27 protein-coding genes and 1 pseudogene are annotated in these 26342 nt (G+C 60.5%); 5 read left to right on the forward strand and 23 right to left on the reverse strand.

The genetic code is table 11. The features are described from left to right. Window positions 1-106: 106 nt before the first annotated feature. The 14 genes and pseudogenes from MF268_RS22410 to MF268_RS22475 form a co-directional block, all read right to left on the reverse strand. The gene (locus tag MF268_RS22410; RefSeq protein ID WP_238373018.1) at window positions 107-1123 is read right to left on the reverse strand and encodes a DNA-directed RNA polymerase subunit alpha; all 1017 of its coding nucleotides are present in this window, start codon (window positions 1121-1123) and stop codon (window positions 107-109) included. A gap of 116 nt (window positions 1124-1239) precedes the next feature. Then, window positions 1240-1629 (reverse strand): 30S ribosomal protein S11, encoded by a 390-nt coding sequence (gene rpsK, locus MF268_RS22415; RefSeq protein ID WP_088635308.1) that lies wholly within the window; start codon window positions 1627-1629, stop codon window positions 1240-1242. 12 nt (window positions 1630-1641) lie between these two features. After that, window positions 1642-2010 (reverse strand): 30S ribosomal protein S13, encoded by a 369-nt coding sequence (gene rpsM, locus MF268_RS22420; protein WP_238373019.1) that lies wholly within the window; start codon window positions 2008-2010, stop codon window positions 1642-1644. Window positions 2011-2311: 301 nt separating this feature from the next. Further along, window positions 2312-2974: an adenylate kinase gene (locus tag MF268_RS22425; RefSeq protein ID WP_238373020.1), complete on the reverse strand. Its 663-nt coding sequence runs from the start codon at window positions 2972-2974 to the stop codon at window positions 2312-2314. Further along, window positions 2971-4335, reverse strand: a complete 1365-nt coding sequence (gene secY / locus MF268_RS22430; RefSeq protein ID WP_238373021.1) for a preprotein translocase subunit SecY — start codon at window positions 4333-4335, stop codon at window positions 2971-2973. Before secY ends, MF268_RS22425 begins: the two co-directional genes overlap by 4 nt. 109 nt (window positions 4336-4444) lie before the next feature. Then, complete coding sequence (gene rplO, locus MF268_RS22435; RefSeq protein ID WP_238373022.1) at window positions 4445-4918, reverse strand: 50S ribosomal protein L15; 474 nt, start codon at window positions 4916-4918, stop codon at window positions 4445-4447. Between the two features lie 688 nt (window positions 4919-5606). Then, window positions 5607-5867, reverse strand: a pseudogene (locus tag MF268_RS22440) (transposase); the annotation flags it as partial. 230 nt (window positions 5868-6097) lie between these two features. Next, window positions 6098-7249, reverse strand: a complete 1152-nt coding sequence (locus MF268_RS22445; protein WP_238373023.1) for an iron-containing alcohol dehydrogenase — start codon at window positions 7247-7249, stop codon at window positions 6098-6100. Window position 7250: 1 nt separating this feature from the next. After that, on the reverse strand, window positions 7251-7982 hold the full coding sequence (locus MF268_RS22450; protein WP_238373053.1) for an amino acid ABC transporter ATP-binding protein: 732 nt from the start codon (window positions 7980-7982) through the stop codon (window positions 7251-7253). 18 nt (window positions 7983-8000) lie between these two features. Then, window positions 8001-8696, reverse strand: coding sequence for an amino acid ABC transporter permease (locus MF268_RS22455; protein WP_238373024.1), 696 nt, complete (start codon window positions 8694-8696; stop codon window positions 8001-8003). A 98-nt stretch (window positions 8697-8794) separates the two neighbouring features. Next, the gene (locus MF268_RS22460; protein ID WP_238373025.1) at window positions 8795-9628 is read right to left on the reverse strand and encodes a transporter substrate-binding domain-containing protein; all 834 of its coding nucleotides are present in this window, start codon (window positions 9626-9628) and stop codon (window positions 8795-8797) included. 121 nt (window positions 9629-9749) lie between these two features. Beyond that, window positions 9750-11225, reverse strand: a complete 1476-nt coding sequence (locus MF268_RS22465; protein WP_238373026.1) for an aldehyde dehydrogenase — start codon at window positions 11223-11225, stop codon at window positions 9750-9752. Then, entirely contained in the window at window positions 11222-12034 is an 813-nt protein-coding gene (locus MF268_RS22470; RefSeq protein WP_238373027.1) for an alpha/beta fold hydrolase, read from the reverse strand. Before MF268_RS22470 ends, MF268_RS22465 begins: the two co-directional genes overlap by 4 nt. Then, the gene (locus MF268_RS22475) at window positions 12006-12608 is read right to left on the reverse strand and encodes an amino acid synthesis family protein (protein ID WP_238373028.1); all 603 of its coding nucleotides are present in this window, start codon (window positions 12606-12608) and stop codon (window positions 12006-12008) included. The genes MF268_RS22470 and MF268_RS22475 overlap by 29 nt, the downstream gene beginning before the upstream one ends. 106 nt (window positions 12609-12714) lie before the next feature. Here MF268_RS22475 and MF268_RS22480 point away from each other — a divergent pair, with 106 nt between their 5' ends. Beyond that, window positions 12715-13398: a GntR family transcriptional regulator gene (locus tag MF268_RS22480; protein WP_238373029.1), complete on the forward strand. Its 684-nt coding sequence runs from the start codon at window positions 12715-12717 to the stop codon at window positions 13396-13398. A gap of 247 nt (window positions 13399-13645) precedes the next feature. Here the strand turns inward: MF268_RS22480 and MF268_RS22485 are convergent, their stop codons facing one another. Beyond that, window positions 13646-14341 (reverse strand): helix-turn-helix transcriptional regulator, encoded by a 696-nt coding sequence (locus tag MF268_RS22485; protein WP_238373030.1) that lies wholly within the window; start codon window positions 14339-14341, stop codon window positions 13646-13648. 224 nt (window positions 14342-14565) lie between these two features. Between MF268_RS22485 and MF268_RS22490 the strand changes: the two genes are divergently transcribed. Further along, window positions 14566-14982: a glutathione S-transferase family protein gene (locus MF268_RS22490; RefSeq protein ID WP_238373031.1), complete on the forward strand. Its 417-nt coding sequence runs from the start codon at window positions 14566-14568 to the stop codon at window positions 14980-14982. 708 nt (window positions 14983-15690) lie between these two features. On the opposite strand, the gene MF268_RS22495 is transcribed toward MF268_RS22490, so the two are convergent. After that, the gene (locus tag MF268_RS22495) at window positions 15691-17151 is read right to left on the reverse strand and encodes a metal-dependent hydrolase family protein (protein WP_238373032.1); all 1461 of its coding nucleotides are present in this window, start codon (window positions 17149-17151) and stop codon (window positions 15691-15693) included. 418 nt (window positions 17152-17569) lie between these two features. On the opposite strand from MF268_RS22495, the gene MF268_RS22500 reads away from it, so the two are divergent. After that, window positions 17570-18022 carry a GNAT family N-acetyltransferase gene (locus MF268_RS22500; RefSeq protein WP_238373033.1) on the forward strand — a complete coding sequence of 151 codons (453 nt, stop codon included), beginning with the start codon at window positions 17570-17572 and terminating at the stop codon, window positions 18020-18022. 73 nt (window positions 18023-18095) lie between these two features. Here the strand turns inward: MF268_RS22500 and MF268_RS22505 are convergent, their stop codons facing one another. Then, on the reverse strand, window positions 18096-18638 hold the full coding sequence (locus tag MF268_RS22505; protein WP_238373034.1) for an ATP-binding protein: 543 nt from the start codon (window positions 18636-18638) through the stop codon (window positions 18096-18098). Window positions 18639-19145: 507 nt separating this feature from the next. Between MF268_RS22505 and MF268_RS22510 the strand changes: the two genes are divergently transcribed. Then, window positions 19146-19625, forward strand: coding sequence for a hypothetical protein (locus tag MF268_RS22510; protein WP_238373035.1), 480 nt, complete (start codon window positions 19146-19148; stop codon window positions 19623-19625). Window positions 19626-19843: 218 nt separating this feature from the next. Here MF268_RS22510 and MF268_RS22515 read toward each other — a convergent pair whose 3' ends face one another. After that, window positions 19844-22198 carry a S8 family peptidase gene (locus tag MF268_RS22515; protein ID WP_238373036.1) on the reverse strand — a complete coding sequence of 785 codons (2355 nt, stop codon included), beginning with the start codon at window positions 22196-22198 and terminating at the stop codon, window positions 19844-19846. A gap of 10 nt (window positions 22199-22208) precedes the next feature. Next, complete coding sequence (locus MF268_RS22520) at window positions 22209-23207, reverse strand: AAA family ATPase (protein ID WP_238373037.1); 999 nt, start codon at window positions 23205-23207, stop codon at window positions 22209-22211. A gap of 851 nt (window positions 23208-24058) precedes the next feature. Between MF268_RS22520 and MF268_RS22525 the strand changes: the two genes are divergently transcribed. After that, window positions 24059-24352 (forward strand): DUF2867 domain-containing protein, encoded by a 294-nt coding sequence (locus MF268_RS22525; RefSeq protein WP_238373038.1) that lies wholly within the window; start codon window positions 24059-24061, stop codon window positions 24350-24352. 133 nt (window positions 24353-24485) lie between these two features. Here MF268_RS22525 and MF268_RS22530 read toward each other — a convergent pair whose 3' ends face one another. The 4 genes from MF268_RS22530 to rpsE all read right to left on the reverse strand — a co-directional run bounded on the left by MF268_RS22530 (window position 24486) and on the right by rpsE (window position 26235). Next, on the reverse strand, window positions 24486-24725 hold the full coding sequence (locus tag MF268_RS22530) for a YjiS-like domain-containing protein (protein WP_238373039.1): 240 nt from the start codon (window positions 24723-24725) through the stop codon (window positions 24486-24488). A 276-nt stretch (window positions 24726-25001) separates the two neighbouring features. Continuing rightward, window positions 25002-25217, reverse strand: a complete 216-nt coding sequence (locus MF268_RS22535; RefSeq protein WP_238373040.1) for a DUF1127 domain-containing protein — start codon at window positions 25215-25217, stop codon at window positions 25002-25004. A gap of 242 nt (window positions 25218-25459) precedes the next feature. Beyond that, window positions 25460-25648, reverse strand: a complete 189-nt coding sequence (gene rpmD, locus MF268_RS22540) for a 50S ribosomal protein L30 (RefSeq protein WP_088635301.1) — start codon at window positions 25646-25648, stop codon at window positions 25460-25462. A 5-nt stretch (window positions 25649-25653) separates the two neighbouring features. Beyond that, on the reverse strand, window positions 25654-26235 hold the full coding sequence (gene rpsE / locus MF268_RS22545; RefSeq protein WP_088635300.1) for a 30S ribosomal protein S5: 582 nt from the start codon (window positions 26233-26235) through the stop codon (window positions 25654-25656). Window positions 26236-26342 lie beyond the last annotated feature (107 nt).

Raw genomic sequence — 26342 nt, forward strand, 5'->3', positions numbered from 1 at the left:
TTGGGGCGGGATTGCCCATCTTTTCCCCGGCCTATTCCGGGCATTTTTCAGGGGGTGACATCTGTGCACCCCCTGTACACCCCCCGTACATCGGGGCGTGCATCAATTAAAAGGCGTCTTCGAACTTTTTCGCCAGATCTTCGATGTTGTCGGGCGGCCAGTCCTCGACGTCCATGCCAAGGTGCAGACCCATGCCGGACAGGACTTCCTTGATCTCGTTCAGCGACTTGCGGCCAAAGTTCGGGGTGCGGAGCATCTCGGCTTCGGTCTTCTGGATCAGATCGCCAATGTAAACGATGTTGTCGTTCTTGAGGCAGTTGGCCGAACGTACAGACAGTTCCAGCTCGTCGACTTTCTTGAGCAGGAGCGGGTTGAACTCGAGCCCGTCGTCGTCGTCCTGACGGCCTGCGGATTCGGGTTCGTCGAAGTTCACGAAGATCGACAGCTGGTCCTGAAGGATACGCGCAGCGAAGGCCACGGCATCGTCCGGGGTGATCGAGCCATCGGTTTCGACCTTCATGGTCAGTTTGTCATAGTCGAGCACCTGACCTTCACGGGTCGGCTGCACGTCATAGGACACTTTCTTGACCGGCGAATAGATCGCATCGATCGGAATCAGACCGATGGGGGCGTCTTCGGGCTTGTTCTTGTCAGCCGCGACATAACCTTTGCCGGTGTTGACGGTCAGTTCCATGAACAGGTCGGCGCCGTCGTCGAGGTGGCAGATCACGTGGTCGCGGTTCAGGATCTCGATCCCGGCGCTTTCGCTGATGTCACCGGCGGTGACGACTGCCGGGCCTTTGGCATTGATCGAGAGGCGCTTGGGGCCTTCGACTTCCATGCGCAGGGCAACCTGCTTGAGGTTCAGGATGATGTCGGTTACGTCTTCGCGTACACCGGCAACGGACGAAAATTCGTGCAGCACGTTGTCGATCTGGACCGAGGTGATGGCGGCGCCCTGAAGCGACGACATCAGGATGCGACGCAGCGCGTTGCCCAGTGTCAGACCAAAGCCGCGCTCGAGCGGTTCAGCCACGACCGTCGCGAGACGTGCGGGATCGTTACCCGGCTTGACGTCAAGCTGGGTCGGCTTGATAAGTTCTGCCCAATTCTTATGGATCATGTGTCCCTCCATTCCTGTCCGCGCCCCATGTCCACGAAGGTGCCGACGCCCGAGGTTTAAAATGACGTAATGGGGCCGCGCAAAAAGCTGCGCAGCCCCAGTTTATAAATCTGGTATCAGACGCGGCGACGCTTTGGCGGGCGGCAGCCGTTGTGGGCCATCGGCGTCACGTCACGAATCGACGTGATGTTGAAACCGACAGCGGCCAGGGCACGAAGCGCCGATTCACGACCCGAACCGGGGCCCTGAACTTCGACTTCGAGCGTCTTGACGCCATGTTCCTGAGCTTTGCGGCCTGCATCCTCGGCAGCCATCTGAGCTGCGTAGGGTGTCGATTTCCGCGAGCCTTTGAAGCCCATGGTGCCGGCGGACGACCAAGAGATCGCGTTGCCCTGCACATCAGAGATCAGGATTTTGGTGTTGTTGAATGACGAGTTCACATGAGCAACGCCAGCGGCGATGTTCTTGGAAACCTTACGCTTGGTGCGTGTCTTTTCGCGAGCCATCTGTGCGTCCCCTTACTTCTTCTTGCCGGCAATGGCCTTTGCGGGGCCTTTGCGGGTACGTGCGTTGGTATGGGTGCGCTGACCACGAACCGGCAGATTCCGGCGGTGGCGCAGACCGCGATAGCAGCCCAGGTCCATCAGACGCTTGATGTTCATCTGGGTTTCACGACGCAGATCACCTTCGACGGTGAAGTTAGCGTCGATATGTTCGCGGATCGACAGGACTTCGCTGTCGCTCAGCTCGTTCACACGGCGGGTCTGGTCGATACCGACGGCATCGCAGATGGCTTTGGCGGATGCCTGGCCGATTCCGGTGATATAGGTGAGCGCGATCGGTACCCGTTTGGCAGTCGGGATATTTACGCCGGCAATACGTGCCACGTGTCACTTTCCTTTCGTTGCGGTTCCGTAGCTCCAGAACCTTTTTTCACAACGCTTGACCCTGGCAGTGTCGCCAGAGGGCCCAGCAGTATGAGGTGGTCTGCGTGCGGTCTGTTAAAGAATCGCGCACAAATTGATTCTCTTGCGAGATGTGGGTCGATATGGGGTTTTCGCCGAAGCGTCAAGAGCCAGTTGACACAGGATGCGTTTTGAGCATCTCCGGAACTGTTTGCGCAAACGAAATCGGAAACATCGTCTCGCGGGCAAAGGGCCGCACGGGCCCCTTGCAGAAAGATTGACCTCAGGCGTCGACCTTGGCGACGCGGTCCAGAACTTCGGCGATTTCGGCTTCGACCGTCTTGATATCGGCAAGCCCGTCGACGCGGCAGATGATCTTCTTGACGTAGTAGTAACCGATCAGCGGCGAGGTCTGCTTGTAATACTCCATCAGACGGGTCTTGAGACTTTCCTCGTTATCGTCTGCGCGGCGCTTGAATTCTGTGCCACCGCAATTGGCGCATTTGCCATCTGCCGGGATCGGCTTGGTGTTGTCATTATAGACCTCACCGCAATTGGCACAGGTCGACCTGGCCGTGATCCGGGCAACAAGCGCGGCGTCATCGACGCGCATCTCTATCACCTGATCCAGCTTCTGGCCTTCGTCGGCCAGCAACTTGTCCAGCGCATCGGCCTGCCCCAACGTGCGGGGGAAGCCGTCAAAGATGAACCCGTTCGCCTTCACTGTCGCAAGCTTTTCACGGATCAGGCCGATCACGATCTCATCGGTGACCAGACCGCCGCGGGCCATTACGTCGGCGACGATATTGCCCATCTCGGTGCCCGAGTCCTTGGCTTCGCGGAGCATGTCGCCGGTGCTGAGCTGCACCATCCCGCGCTTTTCCACCAATGTACGCGCCTGCGTACCCTTACCTGCGCCCGGAGGCCCCAAAAGAATGATATTCATCGACGCGTCGGACTCCGCTTGCCTTTTTTCTTGGACCGGCCGCGCAGTTGCGACTTTTCGATCAGCCCTTCGTATTGATGTGCCAGAAGATGGCTCTGAACCTGCTGGATCGTATCCATCGTCACCGACACGACGATCAGCACCGAGGTGCCGCCAAAGTAGAACGGGATCGAGAACTGGCCGCGCAGGATTTCCGGCAGCAGGCAGACCAGCGCCAGATAGGCCGAGCCGAGCACGAGGATACGGTTGACCACGTATTCAAGGTAATCGGCGGTGCGCTTGCCCGGACGGATCCCCGGCACAAAACCGTTCTGGTTCTTGAGATTGTCGGCCACGTCATCGGGTTTGAACGAGACGTTGAACGTGTAGAAATACGCAAAAAACACGATCATCGACACGAAGAACAGCAGATAAAGCGGCTGTCCGGGACCGAAGTTCGCAAGCAGCCAGCTCATCACCGACCCCTGCGCCGCACCTTGGCTAAAGGTGGCGATGGTCGTCGGCAAAAGCAGCAGCGAGGAAGCAAAGATCGCGGGGATCACGCCGGCGGGGTTGACCTTGACCGGCAGGTGCGAGGAACCGCCGTCATAGACCTTCATCCCGACCTGACGGCGCGGATACTGGATGTGGATCTTGCGCAGGGCGCGTTCCATGAAGACCACGAAGGTGATGGTGACGATGATCATCAATATGACACCGACGATCACACCCGGGCTTACCGCCCCCGACCGGCCAGAGGCAAAGAACTGCGCCAGCGCGGCGGGAACCTCGGCGATGATTCCGACAAAGATGATGAGAGAGATACCGTTGCCGATGCCGCGCGCGGTGATCTGCTCACCCAGCCACATCAGGAACATGGTACCGCCGACAAGGGTGATCATGCAGGCGATGCGGAAGTACATGCCCGGATCGGTCGCAAGGTCACCGGATTCCAGCGAAACCGCCAGACCATAGGCCTGCGCCGTCGCCAGCACCACCGTGCCATAGCGGGTGTACTGGTTGATCTTCTTGCGCCCCTGCTCGCCCTCTTTCTTGAGCTGCTCGAGCTGGGGAACCATCGCGGTCAACAGCTGAACGATGATCGAGGCCGAGATATAGGGCATGATACCAAGGGCAAAAATGCCCATCCGCCCCAGCGCACCGCCGGTGAACATGGAAACCATGCCGCCAATGCCCTGCCCCGCCGATTCCATGAACTCGCGCAGGGCGGCGCCGTCGATACCGGGAACGGGCAGGAAGGTGCCCAGCCGGTAGACGACCAATAGCCCAAGCGTAAACAGGATGCGGTTGCGCAGATCGGTGGCCTTGCCGAGCGCTGCCCAGCTTGTATTGGCCGCCATCTGTTCTGCTGCTGATACCATGAAACAGGTCTCTTTTGCTAGAACGCCGCCCTAAACCGTTTTCCGGTCCGGGCGGCGTCAAGGGAAAACATGGGTCTATGTAAGCGGCGCGGGCGCCGCTCACAACCCATTACTCTGCCGCAGCTGCGGATGTGACGGTGAGCGAGCCACCGGCTTTTTCGACGAGCTCGACAGCGGATTTGGAAGCACCGGTCACTTCGATCGTGGCCTTGGAGGTAAAGTCACCCTTGGCCAGAACGCGGATACCGTCACGCTTGCGGCGCACCAGACCGGAGGCAATAAGCGCATCCTCGGTGATCGCGGATTTCGCGTCCAGCTTGCCGGCTTCGATAAATTTCTGGATCAGGCCCAGGTTCACAACCGCATATTCCTTGCGGTTCGGCTTGTTAAAGCCTCGCTTGGGCAGACGCTGGTAAAGCGGCATCTGGCCACCTTCGTAGCCGTTGATCGCCACACCCGAACGGGATTTCTGACCCTTGATACCACGGCCACCCATCTTGCCCTTGCCAGAGCCGGGACCACGGGCAACGCGCTGACGACGCTTGGTTGCGCCCGGATTGTCGTGAAGTTCGTGCAGTTTCATTGTCGCTTCTCCTTTGCCGGATGCGGCCCCCAGCGACGGGAGCGGCCGACCTCGGCGTTTCTTGATAAAAGGCGCCCGGTGCGCCGGATCGCCATAGACGAGTCGCCCCGATCGAGGCCACCACGGGCGTATACGCCCAGCCCGCCCTCGTTTCAAGGCCCGAAAACCCGCGCGCGGCATCCTGTCCTGACGTCGGATTACGCGCGAAATCGCCGCCCCGCTCCAGTCTTTTCCTCTTGCCGAAAATACTCTGGGGGAATCGGCCCATGGCCGATGGGGGCAACGCCCCCTTCATGGCATCGAAAAACAAGTCGGTGTCCGCAAGTCATCTTGGGCCTCGATCATCGAAAGACGGCTTCGAGCCCGTCCACGACATTGATGTGCCGAGCAGCATTTGACCCGAAGGGCGGGAAGCGGTCATGCTCTGCAGGTGCGCAGTCCTTGGTAGGAATTGTGAAAAGCCGCCACTCACAGCCCGTGTGACCTGAATATCAATGCCGCCCCGATCATTAAAGGCCGCAATGCGCAGAAAGTGACCTTTGCAACGTCGTAGTCTAACCGGCAGACCAAGGGCGCGAACGGTGCAAACTGCCCTTTAGTTCAAGGGCCCGGAATGACCGGTCTAGCCCAAAGTCACTGGTCCGACCACTCGCCGAGCTTGCCATAGTCGCAGCCCTTGTCGTAGGCATGTTGACAAATGGCGCACCCAAAGATGTATCGACGTGATGTCGATGAAGTCCAAGAAGCTCTCCACAGTCTTGTCGTAACGGGTGGCGACGCGGCGGGCGTTCTTTAACTCGTTGAAGCGCCGTTCGACCAAGTTGCGCACCCGGTAGAGTGATCGGTCCACGCCAACGCACTTTTTGCGGGACTTGCGCATCGGAATGACCGGCGGGACATCTCGTTTGTTTATGGTCTCCCGAATTCTGTCAGCGTCATAGCCTCGTTCGACATCAGGTCTCGTGCCAAGCAGGTCTCCATCGCAGATATCAGCTTGAATCACGCTTACCGCGCAGGGTGAATCCCTTTTGTCAACACGCCCTAGCAGTTGGGGCCTGGCCAGCGGTTCTCTGCTTCACCAATGGTTTAAATCTGAACGTGCAAAAGCAGCCGAGCTGAGGGTCTAGATTATGTGTGAAGGCGGCCGGTATTCAGTGCGTACGGATCATAGACTTTTTATCAGGAGATTGCGTCATTCTTGAGGAATGTGAGGTAGAGATCGGAAATTTGGGCTTGATCGGCTTGGCGGAGATTGTTGTCTGGTGTCCCAGAAGCGATTGCCTGACGCGCCATTTCGGGGATGGCGGCTCTGAAGGTTTCCTGTGAAATCCCCAGTGACGCTAGGCTTGGTACTTCCAGGCGAGCGTTTAGGACTTTCAACGCGTCAATCAGCGCAGCCGGGTCCTCGGCCAGACCCATCGCCTTGGCAGCGCGGCCGTAGGCTTGGGGACCGGACACGGCGGACCACTCGGTCACCAGTGGCATGAGCATCGCATTGGACATGCCGTGGGGCACGTGGAAAGCAGCCCCGATGGGACGGCTCATGCCGTGGATCAGTGCCGTAGAGGTGTGCGAAACGGCCATGCCGGCAAGGCAGGCACCCAGTAGCATGTCGGAGCGCGCCGCATGATCGCCGGGGACGCGGGCGGCAGTTTCCAGGCTCTTGCCGATCAGCTTCATGGCCTGCGTTGCCAGCCCGTCGGAGTAGGGTGTGGCATTGCGATTGACCAGCGCTTCCAGCGCATGTGAGAGCGCATCGAGACCGCTGTCTACCGTGACCCGGTAGGGGCAGCTCAGCGTCAGCTCGACATCGAGAAGGGCCACTTTCGGTTGCAGCGACGAACCAAGCAGCAACAGCTTTTCATGGGTCGTGGCGTCGGTGATCACCGCCGCCCGTGTCACCTCGGATCCTGTGCCGGCAGTGGTCGGCACGCAGAGGATAGGCAGCGCGGGCAGGTCAACGATGCGGGGCACCGAGAGCGCGCGGAGGCTGTCCGTCTGAACGCTGAGCAGTGCCACGGCCTTGGCGACATCCATGGCGCTGCCGCCACCGATGCCCACGACGCAATCCGCGTCGACCGAGCGGGCGATCTGGACCGCGTCCATGGCTTCGGCATCGGTCGGATCGGTTGAGAAGGCCGAGAATATCTGCGGCGTCATGCCCGAGTCGCCGAGCGCGGACAGCATCTTGTCCGCAAGACCCAATTGGTGAACGACGGGGTCGACTACCACCAGCGGGCGCTTGGTGCCGAGGTCGGCGAGGATGGGGCCGGCCTCGGCGCTGATGCCGGGAGCCATTCGGATATCGCCGGTTGTCAGGATACGCATCATGTCAGTGGTCCAGGATCTTAGAGAGGAATTCGACGGCGCGCTGGCTCTTGGGGGAGGCAAAAAACTCGTCCTTGGGGGTGTCCTCGACCACCTCGCCGCCGTCCATGAAGACAACGCGGTCGGCGACCTTACGGGCAAAGCCCATCTCGTGGGTCACGACCATCATGGTCATGCCTTCATTGGCCAGCTCGACCATAACGTCCAGAACCTCGGTGATCATCTCGGGATCAAGGGCCGAAGTGGGCTCGTCGAAGAGCATGGCGATCGGATCCATGGCAAGGGCGCGGGCGATGGCGATACGCTGCTGCTGGCCGCCTGACAGCTGGATCGGGTACTTGCGGGCATGGTCGGACATGCCGACGCGCTCCAGCAGGGCTGCGGTCTTGGCTTCGGCCTCGGTCTGGGTGCGGCCCAGAACACGGGTCTGGCCGATGCAGATGTTCTCCGTCACCGTCATGTGCGGGAACAGGTCAAAGTGCTGGAAAACCATCCCCACATGAGAGCGCAGCTTGGGCAGCTTGGTCCTTGGTCCGGTCACCTCCATGTCCTTGACGGAGATGCGACCGCCCTGGACCGGCTCTAGCCCGTTGACGCATTTGATCAGTGTCGACTTGCCCGAGCCCGAGGGGCCGCAGATCACCACCACCTCACCGGGCGAGACGATCAGCGAGCAGGACTTGAGGACCTGGAAGTTCTTGCCGTACCATTTGTCGACATCTTCGAGAATGATCATCGGTTTCATGGTCTCTCCTCAGCGTTGTTCGGCCGCATCGGCCTTGATGTCGTAACCACGACCGAAGTGCCGTTCGATCCGGCGCTGGATCAGGTCCCAGGCGGTGGTCATCAGCAAGTAGTAGAGGGCGGCGACAACGAAGAGTTCCAGAACCATGAATTTCTCCTGGATCAGGACCTGGGTGCGGCGCAGCAGCTCTTCCATTGAGATGATGGAGGCGATGGAGGTGGTCTTAAGGCAGCCGTTCACCGAGTTGCCGAGTGGCGGGATGATGATCCGGGCGGCCTGCGGGGCTATGATGTAGCGCATCATCTGCACATCGGTCATGCCGACGGCGCGGGCGGCGTTGCTCTGGCCCTTGGGAACCGAGCTGATGCCTGAACGGATGATTTCGGAGAGGTAAGCGGCCTCGTTCATCACCAGGCCGATCAAGGTGGCTTCGAGCACGCTGAACTTGATGCCTATCTGGGGCAGGCCAGTATATATGATGATCAGCTGCACCAGCAGAGGCGTGCCGCGGATCAGCCATGTGTAGAAGTAGGCGATGTTGCTGAGAATCCGGAACGGGCTCATCCGCATCAGCGCCACGACACAGCCGGCGACGACGCCAAGCGTCATTGCTGCAATGGTCAGACCCAGCGTCACGGCTGCGCCTTCAAGAATGTATGTGTTGGTCAGGTACTCGAAGAACCCGTCCCAATTCCAACCTTTCACGATCGTCTCCTCGTGAGCTGATGCGCTTGCTGCGCCGGAGAGGGCAGGCGCCGCCGCAGAGGTAGCGGCGCCGATTCACATGTGTCAGACGCGGCCGATCAGAGGCCTGGGCCCTTCAGCTCAATGCTGCCGTCACCGGCCTGGCCGACGCCGTAGCGGGCCATCAGCTCGGGCAGCCAGCCGTCGGCGTTCATCTCCTGCATGACCTTGGTCACGGGAGCGGCGATGTCGGTGCTGCCGAAGGCCAGCGAACCGGGCGTGGCGTAGAGGCCTGCCAGCGCATGGGCGAATTCGCCGCTTTCGCTGTAGAGCTTGGCAACCGGGTCGATCGAGACAGCCGCTTCGACCTGACCGGCGCGTAGTGCCTGGTAGACCGTCGCGTAATTGTCGAAGAGTGCGATGTCGATCTGCTCTAGGCCCTTCTCGGCGAAGTCCTTGTTCAGTTCACGCATCTTGGCTTCCGCGTAGCCGCCGATGTCGGTGCTGACGCGCTTGCCGGCCAGGTCCTCGACGGTCTTGATCGAGTTGTCGCCCGTTGCGGTCGAGATCGAGATGGCGAGATTCTCGTAGGGGATCATGTACATGATCTCAAGGCGGGCCGGGGTGACGAAGAGGCCGGCATCGATCACGTCCCAGCGGCCGCCCTGGAGGCCGGGCACCATGGTCGCGTATTCAGTCGAGATGAAGTCGGGCTCAAGGCAGAGACGCTTGGCGACTTCGACGCCCAGTTCGACGCGCAACCCTTTCAGCGTGCCGTCGGATTCAGCGTAGGCCATCGGCGGGAGGGTCGGGCTGACCGCCATTGTCAGCTTGCCTTCCTCGGTCAGCAGGGAGGCGTCGATGGTTGATTCGCATTCCTGTGCGCCAGCGGCGGCGGCAAGGCCCATCGTGGTCAGCACGGCGAGGGCAAGGGTACGGGGAGTTCGGGTCATTGTCATATTCCTGTTGGTTTGAAGCTGGTTCTTATTCTTCTGGTGAACTCTGTTCGTTTCGGAAGGAGGTGTTTCCGGTTAGTAATCTCCTTTTCTAGGCGGTCAGACTTCTTCGGTAAGCTCAACGCATCACGAAGGGGTCGGGGATGGGGTCGTCGCTGGTGCGCAGCCAGACGGCCTTGATCTTGGTGTAGTCGAGCGCGGCAGCCAGCCCGCCCTCGCGGCCGTGTCCCGACAGGCCGTGCCCGCCAAAGGGGACCATGGGGCTGACAGCGCGGTAGGTGTTCACCCAGACCACGCCGGCGCGGATGCCGCGGATCATACGGTGCGCCCGCGTCAGGTCCCGCGTGAAGACGCCCGAAGCCAAGCCGTAGTCCGTGTCATTGGCCAGGTGAAGCGCGTCGGGCTCGGTGTCGAAACCCTGTGCGGACAGGACAGGAGCGAAGAATTCCTCGGTCAGGCAGGGGGCTTCGGGGGCCTCGGTGCAATCCAGGACGGTGGGCGGGAAGTAGTAGCCGGTGCCGTCGATCGGCTTGCCGCCCGTGACCAGTGTCGCCCCGGCCGCGACCGAGCGGTCGCAGAGCGCGGCGGCGTTGTCGCGCTGGCGTGCGGTGCAGAGCGGTCCGACCTCGGTCGCCATGTCCTGCGGGCCGCCGATGACAATCTTCTCCGCCTTCTGGCGCAGCCGGTCCAGGAACTCGGCAAGGATCGAGTTCTGCACCAGCAGCCGGGAGCCCGCGACGCAACTTTGACCGCTGGCGGCGAAGATGCCTGAGATTTGAGCGTTCACGGCGCTGTCCAGATCGGCATCGTCGAAGACGATGAAGGGCGATTTGCCCCCCAGCTCAAGCGAAGTCGAGGCCAGGTTCTGGGCCGAGTTGCGCAAGATTTGGCGCCCCGCCTCGGGTCCGCCGGTGAAGGCGACGTGGTCAATGTCGGGGTGACTGGTAAGAATGGCGCCGCAATCGGGGCCGAAGCCGGTGATCACGTTCAGCACGCCCGCCGGGAAGCCTGCCTGATCGAAGATCCGGGCGAATTCCAGCATCGGTGCTGGGCCATCTTCCGAGGCCTTCAACACCATGGTGCATCCTGCAGCTAGGGCGGGCCCGATCTTCACTGCCGACAGGAACAGCTGAGAGTTCCACGGCACAACAGCAGCCACGACGCCAAGCGGCTCGCGGCGCAGCCAGACCTCCATGTCAGGCTTGTCGATGGGAAGATGCGCACCCTCGATCTTGTCGGCAAGGCCAGCGTAGTAGCGGTAATACTCGGCGACATAGGCGATCTGGGCGCGAGTCTCGCGGATGATCTTGCCGGTGTCACGGGTTTCTAACTCGGCCAAGCGGGCGGCGTTCTGTTCGATCAGATCTGCGAGGCGCAGCAGCAGCGTGCCGCGCTGGCCGGCAGTCAGTTTGGCCCATTCGGCACCATGAAAGGCGCGGCGGGCGGCTGCGACGGCCTCGTTGACCTCGGCGGCGCGGGCCTCGGGCATCCGCGCCCAGGGCTGTCCGGTCGCAGGGTCGAGGCTGTCGAAATTGGCGGCGGCATCGCGGAAGCTGCCGTCGATATAGAGCTGGAAGGCAGGCAGTGTGCTCATGAGATGACCTCGACGGAGCTGGGGGTTTCCATCCAGTCGATCAGTGCTTGGCTGACGCGATCCGGGGCGGTCAGATTCACCATGTGGCGGTGCCCCTCGATGACCAGCGCGCGTCCCTCTGGGGCGGCATCGGCCATGGCGCGCGCCATGGCGGGGGTTGAGTTCGGGTCTTGGTCACCGGTCAGGGCCAGCAGCGGGCAGCGGATCGCGGCGAAGCGGTCGGCATAGATGTCGTCGCCGCGCGAGAAGGCACCATAGGCGGTGGCATAACCCCGGGGCGAGACCTCGGCCAGCCAGCCCGCGACGCTTTCGCGGGCGGTAAGGTGGCCGCGGTCCTCACCGAACCAGCGCAGCAGTGGTGCTGCGATGTCGACATCACCTGAATGCAGTTCGGCGGCACGGGCCTCGACGGCGGCACGGGCCTCCGGGCTGCGCCGGAAGACGCCGTTCAGCAAGGCCACGCGGGCGATCTTTTTGGAGTGGGTGACGGCATAGCCGCCGGCGATCAGAGCACCCATCGAATGGCCGGCCAGGCTGACCAGGCCGAGATCCAGCGCGCCGAGCGCGCGGTCCAGCCAGGCCACGAAGTCGGGCAGTTCGGCATCGACGGGCAGCGGGCTGCTGCCGCCATGGCCGGGCATGTCAAGCGCCAGTACTCGGCAGCGCCGCGACAGGGCGGGAAGCTGCGGTGCCCAGGCTGCGGACTGCATGCCGACGCCATGTATCAGGACCAGCGGCGCGCCCTCTCCCGCCTCGCGGTAGGACAGCCGGGTGCCGTCCTCAGACAGAGGCAGGGTTTTCAAGGTCATGCCCGAGTTCCTTTAGGTCCTGGTAGCGGTCGCCGATACGGTGATGCGGGCGGCCCCCGATGGAGGCGCCGAGGGCGACGACAATCTCGTCGGGGCCGGGAGCATCTGCCACCGAAAGCTGGATGGTCAGGTAGTGGCTGCGCCGGCCACCGTCGTTCTTGTCCATCAGCGGGATCTGCAAAGATGCATTGGCCGGGCCGCGGGTGTTGGTGAAGGCCAGGTAGGACTTGGCTCCGACCGCTTCGCGGTAGTGGTTGCCGAAGCGCAGGGTATGGATCAGGCCAGAGGCGTGCTCGACCTCGCCGTTGACGCCGACGATGGCCGCCTTGCCATAGCCTTCCACCTTGTCGCCGCCCCCGGCGGCCTGAAGCACCATTTCCGTCAGCAATGCGCCAAGGTCGGGCGCAGCATCGAGAATGGCAGGCCGCAGATTTTCGACAAAACCCTGACCTGCCCATGGATTACGGATCACCGCCACGGCGGCGATCATCTTCAGGGGCACGGGCGCGGCCTTTCCGCCTTCGATCCGTGTCGTTTCGACATGCAGCAGGGTCTTTCGGATTTCAGCAGGCACTCAGGTCTCCAGTTCATGACGAATCGTCTGTCTGTAAGATGGAATACCGTAATACAATCATACAAACAATCTTGTTGGGCGCAGCAGAGACTGATATGCAGTGCGCATGTCAGATATTGGGCTAAGCAGAATTGAGCAGCAGCCGACCACGCTGCGGGATGTTGTCTTGGAGAGGCTCCGGGACGCCATCATTGGTGGGGTCTTCAAGCCGGGTGACCGCCTGGTCGAAAGGGTGCTGTGCGAGAAACTTGGTGTCTCTCGGACGGTGGTGCGCGAGACATTGCGCTACCTCGATGCCGAGGGCCTGGTGACCCATGTCCCGAACCGTGGGCCGATGGTTGCGGAGATGAGTTGGGAGGATGCGCAGCAAATTTATGATATCCGTCTGAAGCTTGAAACGGATGCCGCCATGGCTTGCGCACGCAACATTACGCCGGATCTGGAACGGCGGCTGAATGCGGCCTTGGCCGATCTGCAGAGCGCCGGGCAAGATCAGGCCCCGGGCGCGCTATTCAAGGCCGCAACGCAATTCTATGCGCTGATCTTCGAGGGCGCTCAGCATAACATCGCATGGGAAATTGTGCAGAGGCTGAATAGTCGTATCTCTCGTCTGCGTATCCTGACCCTGACCAGTGACAATCGGGAACTGCCGGGGCCTGCGCATATGCAGGCGATCTATACGGCGATTATCGGTCGCGATCCCGACGCTGCGCTCGCGGCCGTGACCGAGCACTTGCATGAGGCGAAGCTGATCGCCCGTCAGCTTCTATTGGACGATAAGTCCGTGTGATGGTGCGTGGGGCTGCCTGTCCCGAAGAAAGCCGTCGGAGGGCCATGGCCGTCGAAGCATCAGCATTGGGCCATGGACCGATCATACCATCCGCCTGTTGCGAAGGTCGGCTTCGGGCCGAGAACGACAGGCTATATTGGTAAAAAGAAACGGCACGAAGCCGACGCCGCGTGATTGCTTCGTGGGAATCTCGGCTCAAGACCGCGCGGTCCTCCAGTTTTTCCTCCAGCACGTCAGTCGCCACCGCTCACCTCTCCGCGCCCGCAAACCGGCTGGCAATGTACTCTCGCAGCAGCTCGACACGGCGCGGGCGGAAACTTGTTCCGCCCGGGCGCACCTTCCCGATTCGGGACACGTGGAACAGGCGATAGTCCTGTCTCAACTGGCACAAGCCCAGAAGGGTCAGCGCGTTCGGCCCGTAGGATAGGCCAAGCGGCCAGATTTCCCGTTCGGTCCGGCGCTCGCTCAGATCGCGGTAGGAAATCCAGAGGCTCGTCTCTTCCCAGCAGGCGCGTCTGACCAGCTCCATGTCGACCTCCACAATCGGGCGGGTGTCGGGCGGGCGCCAGGATCGCAGGATCGTATGCATGGCCTGACGGGCCTGGCCGTCGGGAAGCGTGGCGATGATACGGGCCATCGCGTCGCGCCCGGCGCAGGCCAGATCTGCGTCGCCCAAGGCGTCGAGGCTGCCGATTCCCAGCGCCAGGGCCTCGATCTCGATGCGGGAGAAGCTTTGCGGCGGCAGGGCAGGGTCTTCCGTCAGCGTGTAGCCATAGCCAGCGGCGCCGTCGATCAGCACGCCGCCGGCGCGCAGGGTCGCGATGTCGCGATAGAGCTGGCGGCGCGAGATCTCGGTCTCGGTGGCAAGACGCTCTGCCGTCACCGGCGCAGGCAGGCGACGCAGAACATCCATCAAGCGCATCAATCGGTCTTGGCGGGCCATACCCTGCTGCCTCCTTCTGTCAGTAAGCGAGGTGTAGGCCGATCCGGCGAATATCGAAAGGAGTTATCGATGCCCATTCTCTACCATTCCCCCCGATCCCGGTCCGATACAGTCACGACGCTGGTCCGCATGCTGAACGCCGACGTCACGATCCGCGAGGTCACGATCCCCCCCCCGACGGGACGGGCGCGCCGGATCCCGACAACCCGCATCCCGAAAAGAAGGTGCCCTATCTGGTCGACGGCGAGGACACCGTGCGCGAACGCGGTGCCATCATCGCCTACCTGACGGATGCCTATCCCGAGGCGAAGCTGGGACCGCGCCCCGGCGAGACCGGCCGGGGCGCGTACCTCTCTTGGCTGTTCTACTATCAGGGAATCATGGAACCGCTGATCGTCCTGCACTGGGCCGGGCTCAACCATCCCGCGGTGACGGCATCGCTGCGCGATCTCGACACGATGCACGACAGGTTGAAAGACGGGCTGGCACGCGGTACGTGGCTGCTGGGAGAGCGTTTCAGCGCAGCCGACATGTTGTGCAGTTCGCCCTTCGTTTGGTTCCCCGATCTCATGCCGGAAGATCCGAAGATCCGGGACTGGGTCATCCGCTGCACGGAACGCATGGGTGCAGAGCCCTCTTGAGTGATCGCAGCTGCTTAAAACTGCCCGGGCACATGGTCCGGGCGGCACTAGCCGTCGCACGGTTGACCTTCACCGAGCAGCCAACCCCCCCGCAGGCTTGCAAACCGTCGCTTTGACAGCCCGGGCCCTAGGCGCGATGCCGGCACAGGCCCGGTAGCGACGGTCGTTGCGGCGCATCATGTGCGCCGCGTGCTGCGCCGCCACAGGTCGGCTTCGAGCCCGAACTGACCACGCCGTTCTCGTGTAACGTGGCAGTCGAAGCATGGGCTCGCGCTTCGCTACCGACCCAGCGCCGACCTTCAGCCCTGGATCAGAATGCTCCAGCGCAACCCGTCAAAGCTGCTGTTCGCCGCGCTTGCAAACCCTAGCAGCGTCGCAACGTCTGCAGTGTCCGCTCAACCGATCTCCACCCTTCAAAAATGCTGCGTGATTGACGAATGGCCGATCTGGTGAAGCTGCGCCGCAGCATTCGGGCTATGTGCCGAGCGACCGCTCAGGGCCGGAAGCGGGCGCCCAGGCGCTTGGCCCTGCGGCGCAGCGAAGGTCCATAAGGAGCCCTGTTAGCAGATGCTGCGGCGCGCACGTATGTCAGCTTTGCAGCAATGGTATAGACTTTCCAAATATACCTGATGGTTGTGCGGGAGCTTCTAGATCAACAAAAGCTTATCTCAATTTGATGCAACTGGGCCCAGCCAAGAGAGACATCCGTCATCCAAGATAATCCTTCACGACTGTGCCATTCTTCACGATAAGGGAGAGGTTTGTGTCCGGATCGCCCAACCAGTCCAGACTCTTCTCGGGATCGCCTTCAACGACTAGAAGATCCGCGAGCGCTCCTTCGGCGATCACACCGAGACGGCCTTGGTAAGGTGTGCGCTCTCCAGACAGGGCAAGCAACTCACCCGCCGCGCCTGTTGCCATGCGGAGCGCGTCGAGAGGCTGCATGAAGCGTGTCAGTTTCGCAAGCTGCCGGCCCTGGCCAATCGTGCCGCGCGGGTTCATCAGGATATCGGTGCCGAACGCCATCTGCACGCCCATGTCGCGCCCCTCTTCGAAGGCCCTGACCGTCCCTTCGGCAACTTCCATCTGTTTGGCTTGCTGGCGCAAATCGCTCTTGGGATTCGCGTCTTCGTCGGCGAGGAACGGCTGGATCGACCACCAGGCACCCTCGTCGCGCATCATGGCTATGGTTTCACTGTCGGCAAGCTGGCCGTGCTCGATGGATTTCACACCGGCCCTCAGGGCACGCTGAATGCCACCAGGCGTGTAAACATGGGCGCAGACATAGGTGCCCCAATCGGTCGCCGCCTCGACTGCGGCGCGCATCTCTTCCTCTAGATACTGCACGGTATCCAGCGGGTCATATAGCGACGAGACACCGCCACCTGCCATGATCTTGATCTGGCTGGCACCCCTCATCAGCTGCTCACGGGTGCGGCGCAGCACGTCATCCCGGCCGTCGGCTATGGCCGCGACGCCCGCAAGTTCGGAATGGCTCAGATCCTCGCCTGTGCGGGGCACCTCGTTCAAGAGGCGAAAGTCACCATGACCTGAGGTTTGCGAAATCATCGCTCCCGAGGGGAAAATGCGAGGGCCAGGCAGTACCCCCTTGTTGACGGCGAGTTGCAAGCCAAACGCCGGCCCGCCCGTGTCACGCACAGTGGTGAAGCCGCGCATCAGAGTTGCACCGGCCTCGCGTCCCGCCATCAAGTGAATAAAGCCGATATCGGCGGCCAGCGCCTGGGTTTGCGTGACGGCGGCCAGCGTGGAATGCCAATGTGCATCGATCAGGCCGGGGATCACCGCGCGGCCTCCGCAATCAATCCGATTGGCATCCTCCGGCCCATCACCCATCGGCACAAGCGCCGAGATCCGCGGGCCTTCGATCAGAATATCACGGCCGCGTTGCATCTGCAGCGTCGTACCATCGAAATAGCGGAGATTAGTCAGCAGGATCGGGCGTCCGGCTTCTTGCACGCTTGCGCGCCTTGGGCTCAGGCCAAAGCCCGCGAACAGACCGAGCACGGCCGCCGATCCGCCCAGCATCTGGCGGCGGTCAAGATCCGCCGAGATACGTTCAAATGCAGCTTTGGTGAGTGGTGCGCCACACAGGCACATGTCGATCAACGCGCCTGTCTCTGGGTCGGGTTGGATGCATGACAGGCACATATGCGTCTCCGAGATTTGCTAGCCTTCCAAGAAGCTGCAGTGAAAAGTGGAAAAAGCAAGCCTTTTGGGAAGGGTAGTATTGCCGTATGTCGGCCAATAACGCTTAAAGGATACGTGCCTTGCCGGTTGCAATATCATCAGGCGTCACAATCAATCTGTTCTGGACAAGCCACCAAAAGCCGACATTGACACGGGCGCTGCGAAAGCCCGCTCTGTCCGCAAGCCGGCCATTGAGACATGCCACAGCGAAGGTCCGCTCCGAGCCCTCCGCCGTCATTGAAACTGGTGGCGGAGCGGCTTATGTTAGGCCCGCCACAGACGGAGATTTATGCTTAGAGGCTTCGATTGACCCGCACGTAGCGGCATCGCTCGGCATTATGGATGCCGACCCTTTTTGCATTATTTCTGTGGAGTTCTCATGAAAAACGCAAACGTGGTGATCCGGCCCTTTGACGCGGCAACGGATCTGAAAATACTGTCGACCATCTGGATCGAAGCCTCGCTGGAGGCGCACTCCTTCATCGGTAAGAAAAGGCTGACTGAACAGCGCAAGCTGACCGAGGAGGCGTATCTGCCGAAGGCGGAGACTTCCGTGGCTTGCCTTGACCGAGAAGCTGTTGGCTTCATCAGCCTTCTGGACTGTTTCATCGGCGGGATCTTCATCGCGCCGGGCTGGCAGGGTCACGGGATCGGGCGCACGCTTATCGCCGATGCCCTGGCCCGGAAGGGCGAACTGTCCCTTGAGGTCTATACCGAAAACGAACAGGCCGTCCGCTTTTACAAGAGACTCGGATTTCAGGAGGTGTTCCGGCGCGCGGTCGATGACTTCGGCTTCCCGTTCCCGAATGCGGCACTCCGTATAGAGACCTGAAAACGGGTCTGGCAGGTCTTTTCCCTGCTAGACCACCTTCGCGAAGATAGGGGGGCGACCCCTTTGTGGCCTTTCAGAGCCGTTCCAGCGCGGCCGTGACTTTCTCAGCTAACACTTCAGCAGGCTGTGTGCCGTCAAGCCTCAGAACCGGAGCAGTTTGTGCTTTGAGCCAGCGTTCATGCTGCGCGAGATTGCGTCCTGTGAACGAGGAGTCATCATAGCGAGATGCCCAGTCACGGAATGCCAGGTGGCCTTCATACATGTCGCCGCCCGGCAGGATACGATCACCGTGCCTCTGTGCCTCTCGGCTATCCAGACGCTGCAGCCGTATCGCGGTAGGTGTATATAGGAAGGCGATTATCTCGACATGTTCAATCAGGATATCCCCCCAACCCATAAAGGAGCCTGACAGAACCCAGCCGTCCGTCTGGGATTGTCGCTGTTGGAGCAAACGGACCCGGTCTTCTGGCAGGCGCTTTGTCGTGAATGGTGGGTCTGTTGGCATCCAATAGAAGTCGTCTACGTCCAGCAGTGGAACGCCCATCTGCGCGGACAGTGTCGCGCCAAGCGTCGAGACGCCCGAGCATGATGCTCCGATCAGGTATATTCTTGGCACGTCAATCCCGCCGCTAGCATTTTAAACCAAGAGGGCAATAAGCGTGCGCGCCACCTTCTTCAATGTCCGCTTCGTCCGCATAGCTGACCTTGTGCTGTGCCGCAATTGCGCAGCTGCAGCAAATGTCCCCTATGGCGGGCCGCGACGCAGCATCTTGATGGCGCGGCCAAGGTCGGCTCTGGGCCGTTTGCTTCGATACTTTCTGGCGGTACAAATATCGGGAAAGTCCGCTGAGCCGACCTTCGCGAGCCTAAGGATAGTTGGACGCTTTGCTGCTGTGCGACAAAGGTCGGGTTTGAGCCCATATTGCAGTATGCCGCAAATGCAGCATCTCGCAGGCGCAGCGGGAATGGGCAGTTAATTCCGGCCCCAAGCAGACGTTCACTACAGTTGCTATTGCCACATTGCAGCTTTCGCAAAGCTGTCATTCGTGATCCAGTTAGTTTTCAAAATCCTGAACCCGCTTCAAATTCGATCCGGGGCAGATTTCTTGCGAGGCTGTATGGAATGACTGTTTCTGAGGTGGACTACTCCAAAATAGATGATGTCTCTGAGGAGGCCACTCGCCTGTTTAAGGTTATGATGCGTCTAGAATTCGCCCTCAAAGACGTAGGATTCTTTGTTCCAGGTCGAAGGACAGTAGCAGAGGTGGATTGGGTTCGTTTCGCTAACGATCAACTAGGTGCCGATTTCTGGCAGAGGATCAAAATTGTTGACGAAGTTCAGGTGCTGATACACGCCCCGCCGAAGAAGCAAATTGTCGATGAAGTAGGTAACTTGATCTGGCTGGATCGTAGCGAAGTTGTATCCGTGCAAGAGCTGATCGCCGCGCTAAACGGTGTGCGGAACAACCTCTTTCATGGAGGAAAGAGCGGCGATCCTGACGGCGACCGCAATGCAGATCTAATCCGGGCAGCACTCTATTTGGTTGATCAAGTGCTTAAGGAGGATGATGTCCTTCAGACCAGCTTCAGTGGAGCCTACTGATGTATGCTCGGCCCACACCGGACCTTCGCCGTGTCGCGCACAACGCTGCGGTGCGGCTTTTAGAATCCGGTAATCTACACCTCGAGTGGCACGGTGCGCCCGTCGAAGGTCAGCGAAAACGGTGCGATTAACCTTGGCTGCGCTATGGCGTGAGGTCCGAGTGCATTCTGCGAAATCGATGAAACCATCCCACCTTCGAATAGCAAGGGCGTCGAACCTTAGACTCGCACCTGAACACGCTCACGAACACGGTTGTAAATTCTGACCTCCGGTTGATGCTCAAGTTCCACGACAACAGCGAACCGCTGGTCAAAAACTTGGTCCACCGCCCAGTGTGACAGGCACCGCACGACGAGATAGTATATCTCTCCATACTCATCCGTATCACGTTTGAAGGTTATGGATGCCGTCTGAAGCGTATTGTTTGCGCGCTCGTCCGACCCGGGTTGTAGCTTACACTGAAACCTCCCTGGCACAGCTGGCGCAGCCCCCTCCGAAGCCTTGTCTCTATCGCGGAAATGCTCAAAGAGCTGTGCCTCATCGATGCCGCGCAGTAGGCGGAAATCCATCTTGGTACCGAGATAGTCATTACGGGTACGGCGGACTGGCGGGTCGTATGCAAGGGAGACCCGGATCGTACGGTCACCGCCGGTTGCAAACTCAGGTGGGATGGGTAGGCGGTATACCGCAAATTGATCCATCTCCAAGGCGTCCTCGGCGTAGAGAACAACACGGTGATCATCCGAGTAGGCAGCGCGGCTGGGATCAACAACCCCATTGCCTCCGATCCTGACGCGTTCGACAGAGGTCATCGCGGCCAACCGTCGGTCAAAGGCATCGGGCGAGCGCGCCGCGCCCACGAGGAGCGCTCGCAAGAGGTTGGCAGACGCATCGGGCATGCGACGCAACAGGCGCGCGGCTTTGTGGATCAACAGCGGCGCCGCGAAGGATGTGCCCGCGGCGGCGGTGAGGAACTGTTCCGTGTAGCGATGATTTAGAGTGATCACCCCGGCTGCGGGCAGGCGCGGTGCGCCTGCCAAGCTGACCGAGGGCACATCGAAGACCGCTGTGCCGCCGAGATCGACGAGGTCAGGCTTTCGAACGCCGCCTGCCCCAGGACCGACGCGTGTGAAGGGCGATGGTTCGCCCCATTCGTGCGTAATAGGTCGTACATTTACATCGTGTGTATGCCGATGGTCGAGGCCTGTCCCTCCCGCCACAGAGCCTACCGTAATGACGTTTGCGGCACCCGCAGGTTCGGCCAACCGGTTTTCAGGCTCGAGCAGGTAGGTCGGATATACTGTTACTAATTCCTCGGATGTGGCCGCCATGAAGGGTCTTGGCCGCCCCCGATTACCAGCCGAGACGACAATTAATACGTCGAGTTCGCGAGCGAGCGCGTCGAGTGTGGCGGCCCAAGGGCCAACGCGACCCTGGGCAAGGTTCGCATTGGCATCGCCAAGAGATAGTACGAACAGCCTACAGCCCAGGTCCGCATGTAACGTGCGAATTGCAGTATCCATTACCCGTGGCACCGTGCGGCGTTCCGGGAATCGGCCGTCGTCGCCCACTACCTTAGCCACAGCCAGCCGTCCAACAGGCTCCAAGGAACCCGACGGAATCGCGTCGCGTAGGTCGCCGAAGAGCGCAGCTCCTGCTACAGATGTGCCGTGCCCCCAAACGTCAGCAACGCCCGTAATGCCCTCGCCGACGTGACGACCAACGACAAGCCCATTCAGAAGGGGATGGTCATTCACGCCACTATCGAGGACGCCGATAACTGGCGTACCCTCCGGCGGTTCGAGGACAGGGGGCACTGCGCCCGCATCCATAGCCACCAGTGGCGGGGCTTCAAGATCCGGCTGCGGGGGGAGGTCAAGTAAAGCGATCTCGGGCACGCCGAGAAGAGGTCTGAGCCCGCGCCCGGTCGCTTCCACGCGCATTACGGTGATGGAAGGTCCGATATAGTTGTCGTGAACGGCCCCGCCTTGGGCGATCAGGAAGCGCTCAATCTCCGCTACCTTCGCTTCGCGCTGCGCCCGCGTCCCGAACTCCCAGAGTTCGATGTCGACTATGTGCTGAGCATCATCTTGAAGGTCTTCCGCTTCGGTAAACCCGTCCGCCTTTATCTTCGGCCCGAGGCGATCCCGCGGGGAGAGCCCTCCAACACTATCAATTCGCCCTACGAGGCCAGCGTAGTTCGGATTTTTCTGATCCGGGTTGGCTGGCGGTTCGTCGAACTTGCTAAGGCGGTTGATGAACTCAGTTAGGTCGCCTGTCGAAGAGAATAGCAGCACTGTGCGATCCGCATCGCTGGAGACCACCGCGAGGCCAAGCCTTTCCCAATCGCTTTCGGCGATGTGCCCATCAACGCGTACGCGAAGTAGTAGAGAAGGGTCGACGAAAGCGGCTGGCTTTGCAGCTTGTTGCTCCGCCACCGCAGTTCTGGTCTCCGTTTGGAGGGTGCCGCCATGACCGTCCCCCCGTCCGGGCGGGGCGCTACCGCCGCCAGTTTTACGGCGTGCGATCGGCACACGGGCACGGATCAGTTGCAGGTGGTCGAGCTGGGCCATCTCCGCATCCCTACACGGAAGTGGCGCTCGCACTGCCTAGGCAATTCCTTGCGCGTCGGCGCTCGGAATTGCGAAGGGCCGAGCGCAAGTGGCCGTCTGTCAGGCCCGTGTTGCCATCAAGTATCGACAGCTTAATCGCTTGTTGGGTAATTCGAGCCAGCTCCGCGTAGGAACTACCCGCCAGGCGGTCGACATAGGAAGCCGGTTCGATGGATGTTGCCACGTTGCGGAACGCATGGCGCAGATATGCTTCGATCATCCGCGCGTCGGGTAGGTCGAACCAGACTACCTCATCGAACCTTCGCCAAATCGCTTGATCAAGCTGGCCCGCAAGGTTCGTCGCCGCGATGAGAAATCCACCGGGTTCGATCTGCTCAATGAACATCAGAAGACTGTTAACCACACGGCGCAACTCGCCGGTCTCGGACGCCTCTTCCCGCGAGCGCGCCAGTGCGTCAAACTCATCGAAAAAGAGGACACACGGTTGGCGCCGTGCGAATTCGAAGGTCTTGCGGATGTTGGTGGCGGTCTCACCTAGGTATGACGACACGAGGCTGTCGAGACGCACATGAAAGAAGGGTAGTCCCAACTCACCGGCGAACACCTCTGCGCACATGGTCTTGCCCGTGCCAGGCGGGCCGCAGAAAAGAAGCTTAGAGCGCACTTCGAGCCCATGGCGGCGAAGCCGGTCGGCCTGCCGGAATTCGCGGATGATACCGGCGAAAAGTTCAGTATTTTCCAGCGACAGGTGAAGCTCAGAAGGTGTGCGCTGTGGCTCCACTCGTTGGATGAAATCGCGGGCTTCGTCGGGGAAGGGCAGGAGTTTATTCGTAGGAGCCTTTTGGCTCGCACCTTCACCGAGGCGTTCGAGAGACTTGCGCAAGGAGCCCGCGAGCACTCGATTGCCTTTGCGCTCCTCTTCACCGATGATCTGCTCGACTACGGTGCGGAATTTGTCATCCCGACCGTAGCTCGTTAGGAGCTTTTTCATCAGTTCGCCACGTGCCATTTCGTCTCCCTCGTCTCTCCTTCCCTACATGCCCGGGAAGGGACTTGACAACTATATTTCAGATTGCGCAGGCCTCGTGCAAGACTGAGTGATACAAATGCATGCCGACACGGTGCTTGAGGTCCCCCAAGACAATCCACGTTGATAGACGCATGCAGGGAAATAGCCTTGCCGAAACAGGTCGCTGTCGTCAAGTACGAGTACCCGGGCGCGGGCTGGCGAACTGGTTGATCGCTGCAACAGCATCTATACTAGGTTTCAGAGCTCCGAAGCGACCGGGGTGTCGATCCAAATCGAACTCCTGCTGCACTCGCACCTATGAGGTCGAAGCCGACTGACGCGCACCATGCCATATTTCAAGAATGGGGCATGATGCCGTCATGCAGTGTTACTGAACCACCTAGCGCGGTCAGTTCTGAATGGCGGCTTACATCATTGCCGATCAATCGGATTGTCTCCGCAGCGAACGTCAGCTCCCCGCCCTTCTGGCAAGACCCCTCGCAATCGCGGCACACATCGAGCCTTTGCAGCGAAAGCCCGATTCGTCCGCATAGCCGACCTTCGCGAGCCTGGACACGGGTGGACTCTGTGTTTCGAGCGGCGAACGTCAGCTTGTAGTCCATGTTGCAAAATGCTGCAACGCGGCTAAGCTGGTCTGATGATTAGCGTGGCAAACAATAACATCCTCATTCTGGCTCCTTTGGACACACTTGACTATTTTGACAGCCAAACCGTGAGCTTGTTGCGCGAAATCTCGCCTTTGCAGGCGTGGAATCTGATCATGGAAGACCCGCAGCCTCTATTGAAACTGGCATTCAAAACTACGCGATATTGTTTCGAGAAGGTTTGGCGTGAAGTCCATTGGCGGGTTCTCCGGCACTTCAAAAGATACTGTCCGCGCAGGAGACTATCTGGACTTCTTCTTGGTCGAACACAGCGACGACAAGACGTTGGTTCTAACGGAACGAGATCGGCATCTTGATGTGATGACCTGCGTGTCGGCACAAGGGAACGAGATCTCCATCACGTCCTCGGTGACCGTGCATAACTTGTTTGGCACGGCGTACATGATACCCGTGGGAATAGCTCACAAGTTCATTGTTAGAAATATGCTGCGTCGACTTCAAAGGAAGCTTACTGCGTAAGTTTCAAAGCCCACTTCGTTCCGCATAGCCGACCAACACGGTATGCGGACACCTCCAAAAACAAGCCCCCCTGCCGGGGACAGGAGGTCTCACTGGTTAACAAGGAAGAGTACCGCCCTTGCGGGCGGAGGGATCAGGCGCGGCCGTTCAGGCGGGTCTCGCCCTCATAGGCAGCCTGGTAGGCGATGGCGCGCAGGTTGTTGCGCGAGATCCCCAGATCGCCAAGATCGCGCGCGCTGAGGCTGTGCAGCTCGTTCAGCGTCCGCTTGTAAATGGCGCGACGCGCCTGAGCGACTTTGAACGTGTCGACGAGCGCCCGGAAACGGTCAGCAAAGGACGGGGCGGCGATGGCGGTGCGGGTAATGGTGGTCATGATCTTGTTCCTGTCTGTCTGGGCACCGGCGTCTTACCTGTCGCACCGGGCCGTCGATAAATTCTGCGATGCAGCATAGGCTGCGGTGGGCGCGCTAACAATTTCCGTTTCGGTCTGGCCGCTATGCGCGTCCTGCATGAATGGGTCAGCGATACTGTCTGATTTTGGGAGGGAGATGCCCCTGCCCCCTTGAGGGAGGAGATTAGGAGCGAGGACATTCCCGAAGCACCGGCATTCCAGGGAGGGAGGAGTTGGAAGCCGGGCAATTTGGATGGATCAGGCGCCGTAGACGTGCTTGCGCACGATGTCGGCGATATCGCCGCGGCGTATGTTTATATCTTTCAGATCGCGATCGCTCATCGCCATGAGCTGGGCGCAGGTGGCGTCATACTCGCGACGCAGCGCGCGGTCAGCACGGAAGTTTTCGATGGTGCCGCGCAGGCGGGCGATGATGGGAAAGGTGATCGTGTTGGCGGTCAGTGCGTGTGCCATGTGTCTTTGTCCTTGTCCTTGTCTCTAGCCGGGACGGTTTTCCGCGGCTCTTGTCAGCTTTGGTTCCTTGTCTTGACCGTGAGATAAGGAGATTTGGTTGCGCTAACAACTGACAGAAGCGAAGGCCCGTTATGCACCTGCAGCATGGTTCATGCCCCCTGCCCCGCGGCCCCCACCTGACAACGAAAAACGCCCCCGGAGATTTCCGGGGGCGTTTAGATACTTACACGGAGCGAAAAGGCTTAGTCGCGCTCTTCGATGATTTCGACCATGTGCGGGATCGAGTTCACCATGCCGCGCACGGCAGGGGTGTCTTCGAGTTCGCGGGTCTTGTGCATCTTGTTCAGGCCCAGCCCGATCAGCGTCTGGCGCTGCTTGGCGGGACGGCGGATCGGCGAACCGATCTGTTTTACGACGATGGTCTTAGCCATGTTTCTCAAGCCTCCTCAGCGACCTGTGCCGACGCCTGCGGCGCGTCATCACGCTTGGGCAGGATGTCGGACACTTTCTTCCCACGACGCTGCGCAACCGAGCGCGGGCTCGCTTCTTTCTGCAGACCGTCCATGGTGGCGCGGATCATGTTATAGGGGTTCTGCGAACCGATCGACTTGGACACAACGTCCTTGACGCCCAGCATCTCGAACACGGCACGCATCGGACCACCGGCGATGATACCGGTACCTTCCGGTGCGGTGCGCATGACGACCTTACCGGCGCCATGACGGCCTTCCATGTCGTGGTGCAGGGTGCGGCCTTCGCGCAGCTGCACGCGGATCATCTGGCGCTTGGCCTGCTCGGTTGCCTTGCGAATGGCCTCGGGGACCTCTTTCGCCTTGCCTTTGCCAAAGCCGACACGGCCTTTCTGATCGCCTACAACGACGAGTGCGGCGAAGCCAAAGCGCTTACCACCCTTGACGGTCTTGGACACGCGGTTGATCGCGACGAGGCGGTCCGCGAATTCAGGGGCTTCCTCACGCTGGTTGCGGCGGTTACCGCCACGGTTGTCATCTCTTGCCATAAGGCTTCCTTTCATTCGGCCCGCTGCCTGCGCGCCATATGCATTCAATCCTGGTGAGATTGGGGCGCCATGCGCCCCTCTCCCGGATCATCGAGACGGCCCCGAAG

Origin of the sequence: Heliomarina baculiformis (assembly GCF_019966545.1) — a bacterium.
Classification (GTDB): Bacteria; Pseudomonadota; Alphaproteobacteria; order Rhodobacterales; family Rhodobacteraceae; genus Heliomarina; species Heliomarina baculiformis.

Excerpts from the sequence above, each read along its gene's own strand:
- MF268_RS22410 (WP_238373018.1), bottom strand. The coding sequence starts at position 1,123 with ATGATCCATAAGAATTGGGCAGAACTTATCAAGCCGACCCAGCTTGAC.
- rpsK (WP_088635308.1), bottom strand. The coding sequence starts at position 1,629 with ATGGCTCGCGAAAAGACACGCACCAAGCGTAAGGTTTCCAAGAACATC.
- MF268_RS22425 (WP_238373020.1), bottom strand. The coding sequence starts at position 2,974 with ATGAATATCATTCTTTTGGGGCCTCCGGGCGCAGGTAAGGGTACGCAG.
- secY (WP_238373021.1), bottom strand. The coding sequence starts at position 4,335 with ATGGTATCAGCAGCAGAACAGATGGCGGCCAATACAAGCTGGGCAGCG.
- rplO (WP_238373022.1), bottom strand. The coding sequence starts at position 4,918 with ATGAAACTGCACGAACTTCACGACAATCCGGGCGCAACCAAGCGTCGT.
- MF268_RS22445 (WP_238373023.1), bottom strand. The coding sequence starts at position 7,249 with ATGATGCGTATCCTGACAACCGGCGATATCCGAATGGCTCCCGGCATC.
- MF268_RS22450 (WP_238373053.1), bottom strand. The coding sequence starts at position 7,982 with ATGATCATTCTCGAAGATGTCGACAAATGGTACGGCAAGAACTTCCAG.
- MF268_RS22460 (WP_238373025.1), bottom strand. The coding sequence starts at position 9,628 with ATGACCCGAACTCCCCGTACCCTTGCCCTCGCCGTGCTGACCACGATG.
- MF268_RS22465 (WP_238373026.1), bottom strand. The coding sequence starts at position 11,225 with ATGAGCACACTGCCTGCCTTCCAGCTCTATATCGACGGCAGCTTCCGC.
- MF268_RS22470 (WP_238373027.1), bottom strand. The coding sequence starts at position 12,034 with ATGACCTTGAAAACCCTGCCTCTGTCTGAGGACGGCACCCGGCTGTCC.
- MF268_RS22480 (WP_238373029.1), top strand. The coding sequence starts at position 12,715 with ATGTCAGATATTGGGCTAAGCAGAATTGAGCAGCAGCCGACCACGCTG.
- MF268_RS22485 (WP_238373030.1), bottom strand. The coding sequence starts at position 14,341 with ATGGCCCGCCAAGACCGATTGATGCGCTTGATGGATGTTCTGCGTCGC.
- MF268_RS22495 (WP_238373032.1), bottom strand. The coding sequence starts at position 17,151 with ATGTGCCTGTCATGCATCCAACCCGACCCAGAGACAGGCGCGTTGATC.
- MF268_RS22500 (WP_238373033.1), top strand. The coding sequence starts at position 17,570 with ATGAAAAACGCAAACGTGGTGATCCGGCCCTTTGACGCGGCAACGGAT.
- MF268_RS22510 (WP_238373035.1), top strand. The coding sequence starts at position 19,146 with ATGACTGTTTCTGAGGTGGACTACTCCAAAATAGATGATGTCTCTGAG.
- MF268_RS22515 (WP_238373036.1), bottom strand. The coding sequence starts at position 22,198 with ATGGCCCAGCTCGACCACCTGCAACTGATCCGTGCCCGTGTGCCGATC.
- MF268_RS22520 (WP_238373037.1), bottom strand. The coding sequence starts at position 23,207 with ATGGCACGTGGCGAACTGATGAAAAAGCTCCTAACGAGCTACGGTCGG.
- MF268_RS22530 (WP_238373039.1), bottom strand. The coding sequence starts at position 24,725 with ATGACCACCATTACCCGCACCGCCATCGCCGCCCCGTCCTTTGCTGAC.
- MF268_RS22535 (WP_238373040.1), bottom strand. The coding sequence starts at position 25,217 with ATGGCACACGCACTGACCGCCAACACGATCACCTTTCCCATCATCGCC.
- rpmD (WP_088635301.1), bottom strand. The coding sequence starts at position 25,648 with ATGGCTAAGACCATCGTCGTAAAACAGATCGGTTCGCCGATCCGCCGT.
- rpsE (WP_088635300.1), bottom strand. The coding sequence starts at position 26,235 with ATGGCAAGAGATGACAACCGTGGCGGTAACCGCCGCAACCAGCGTGAG.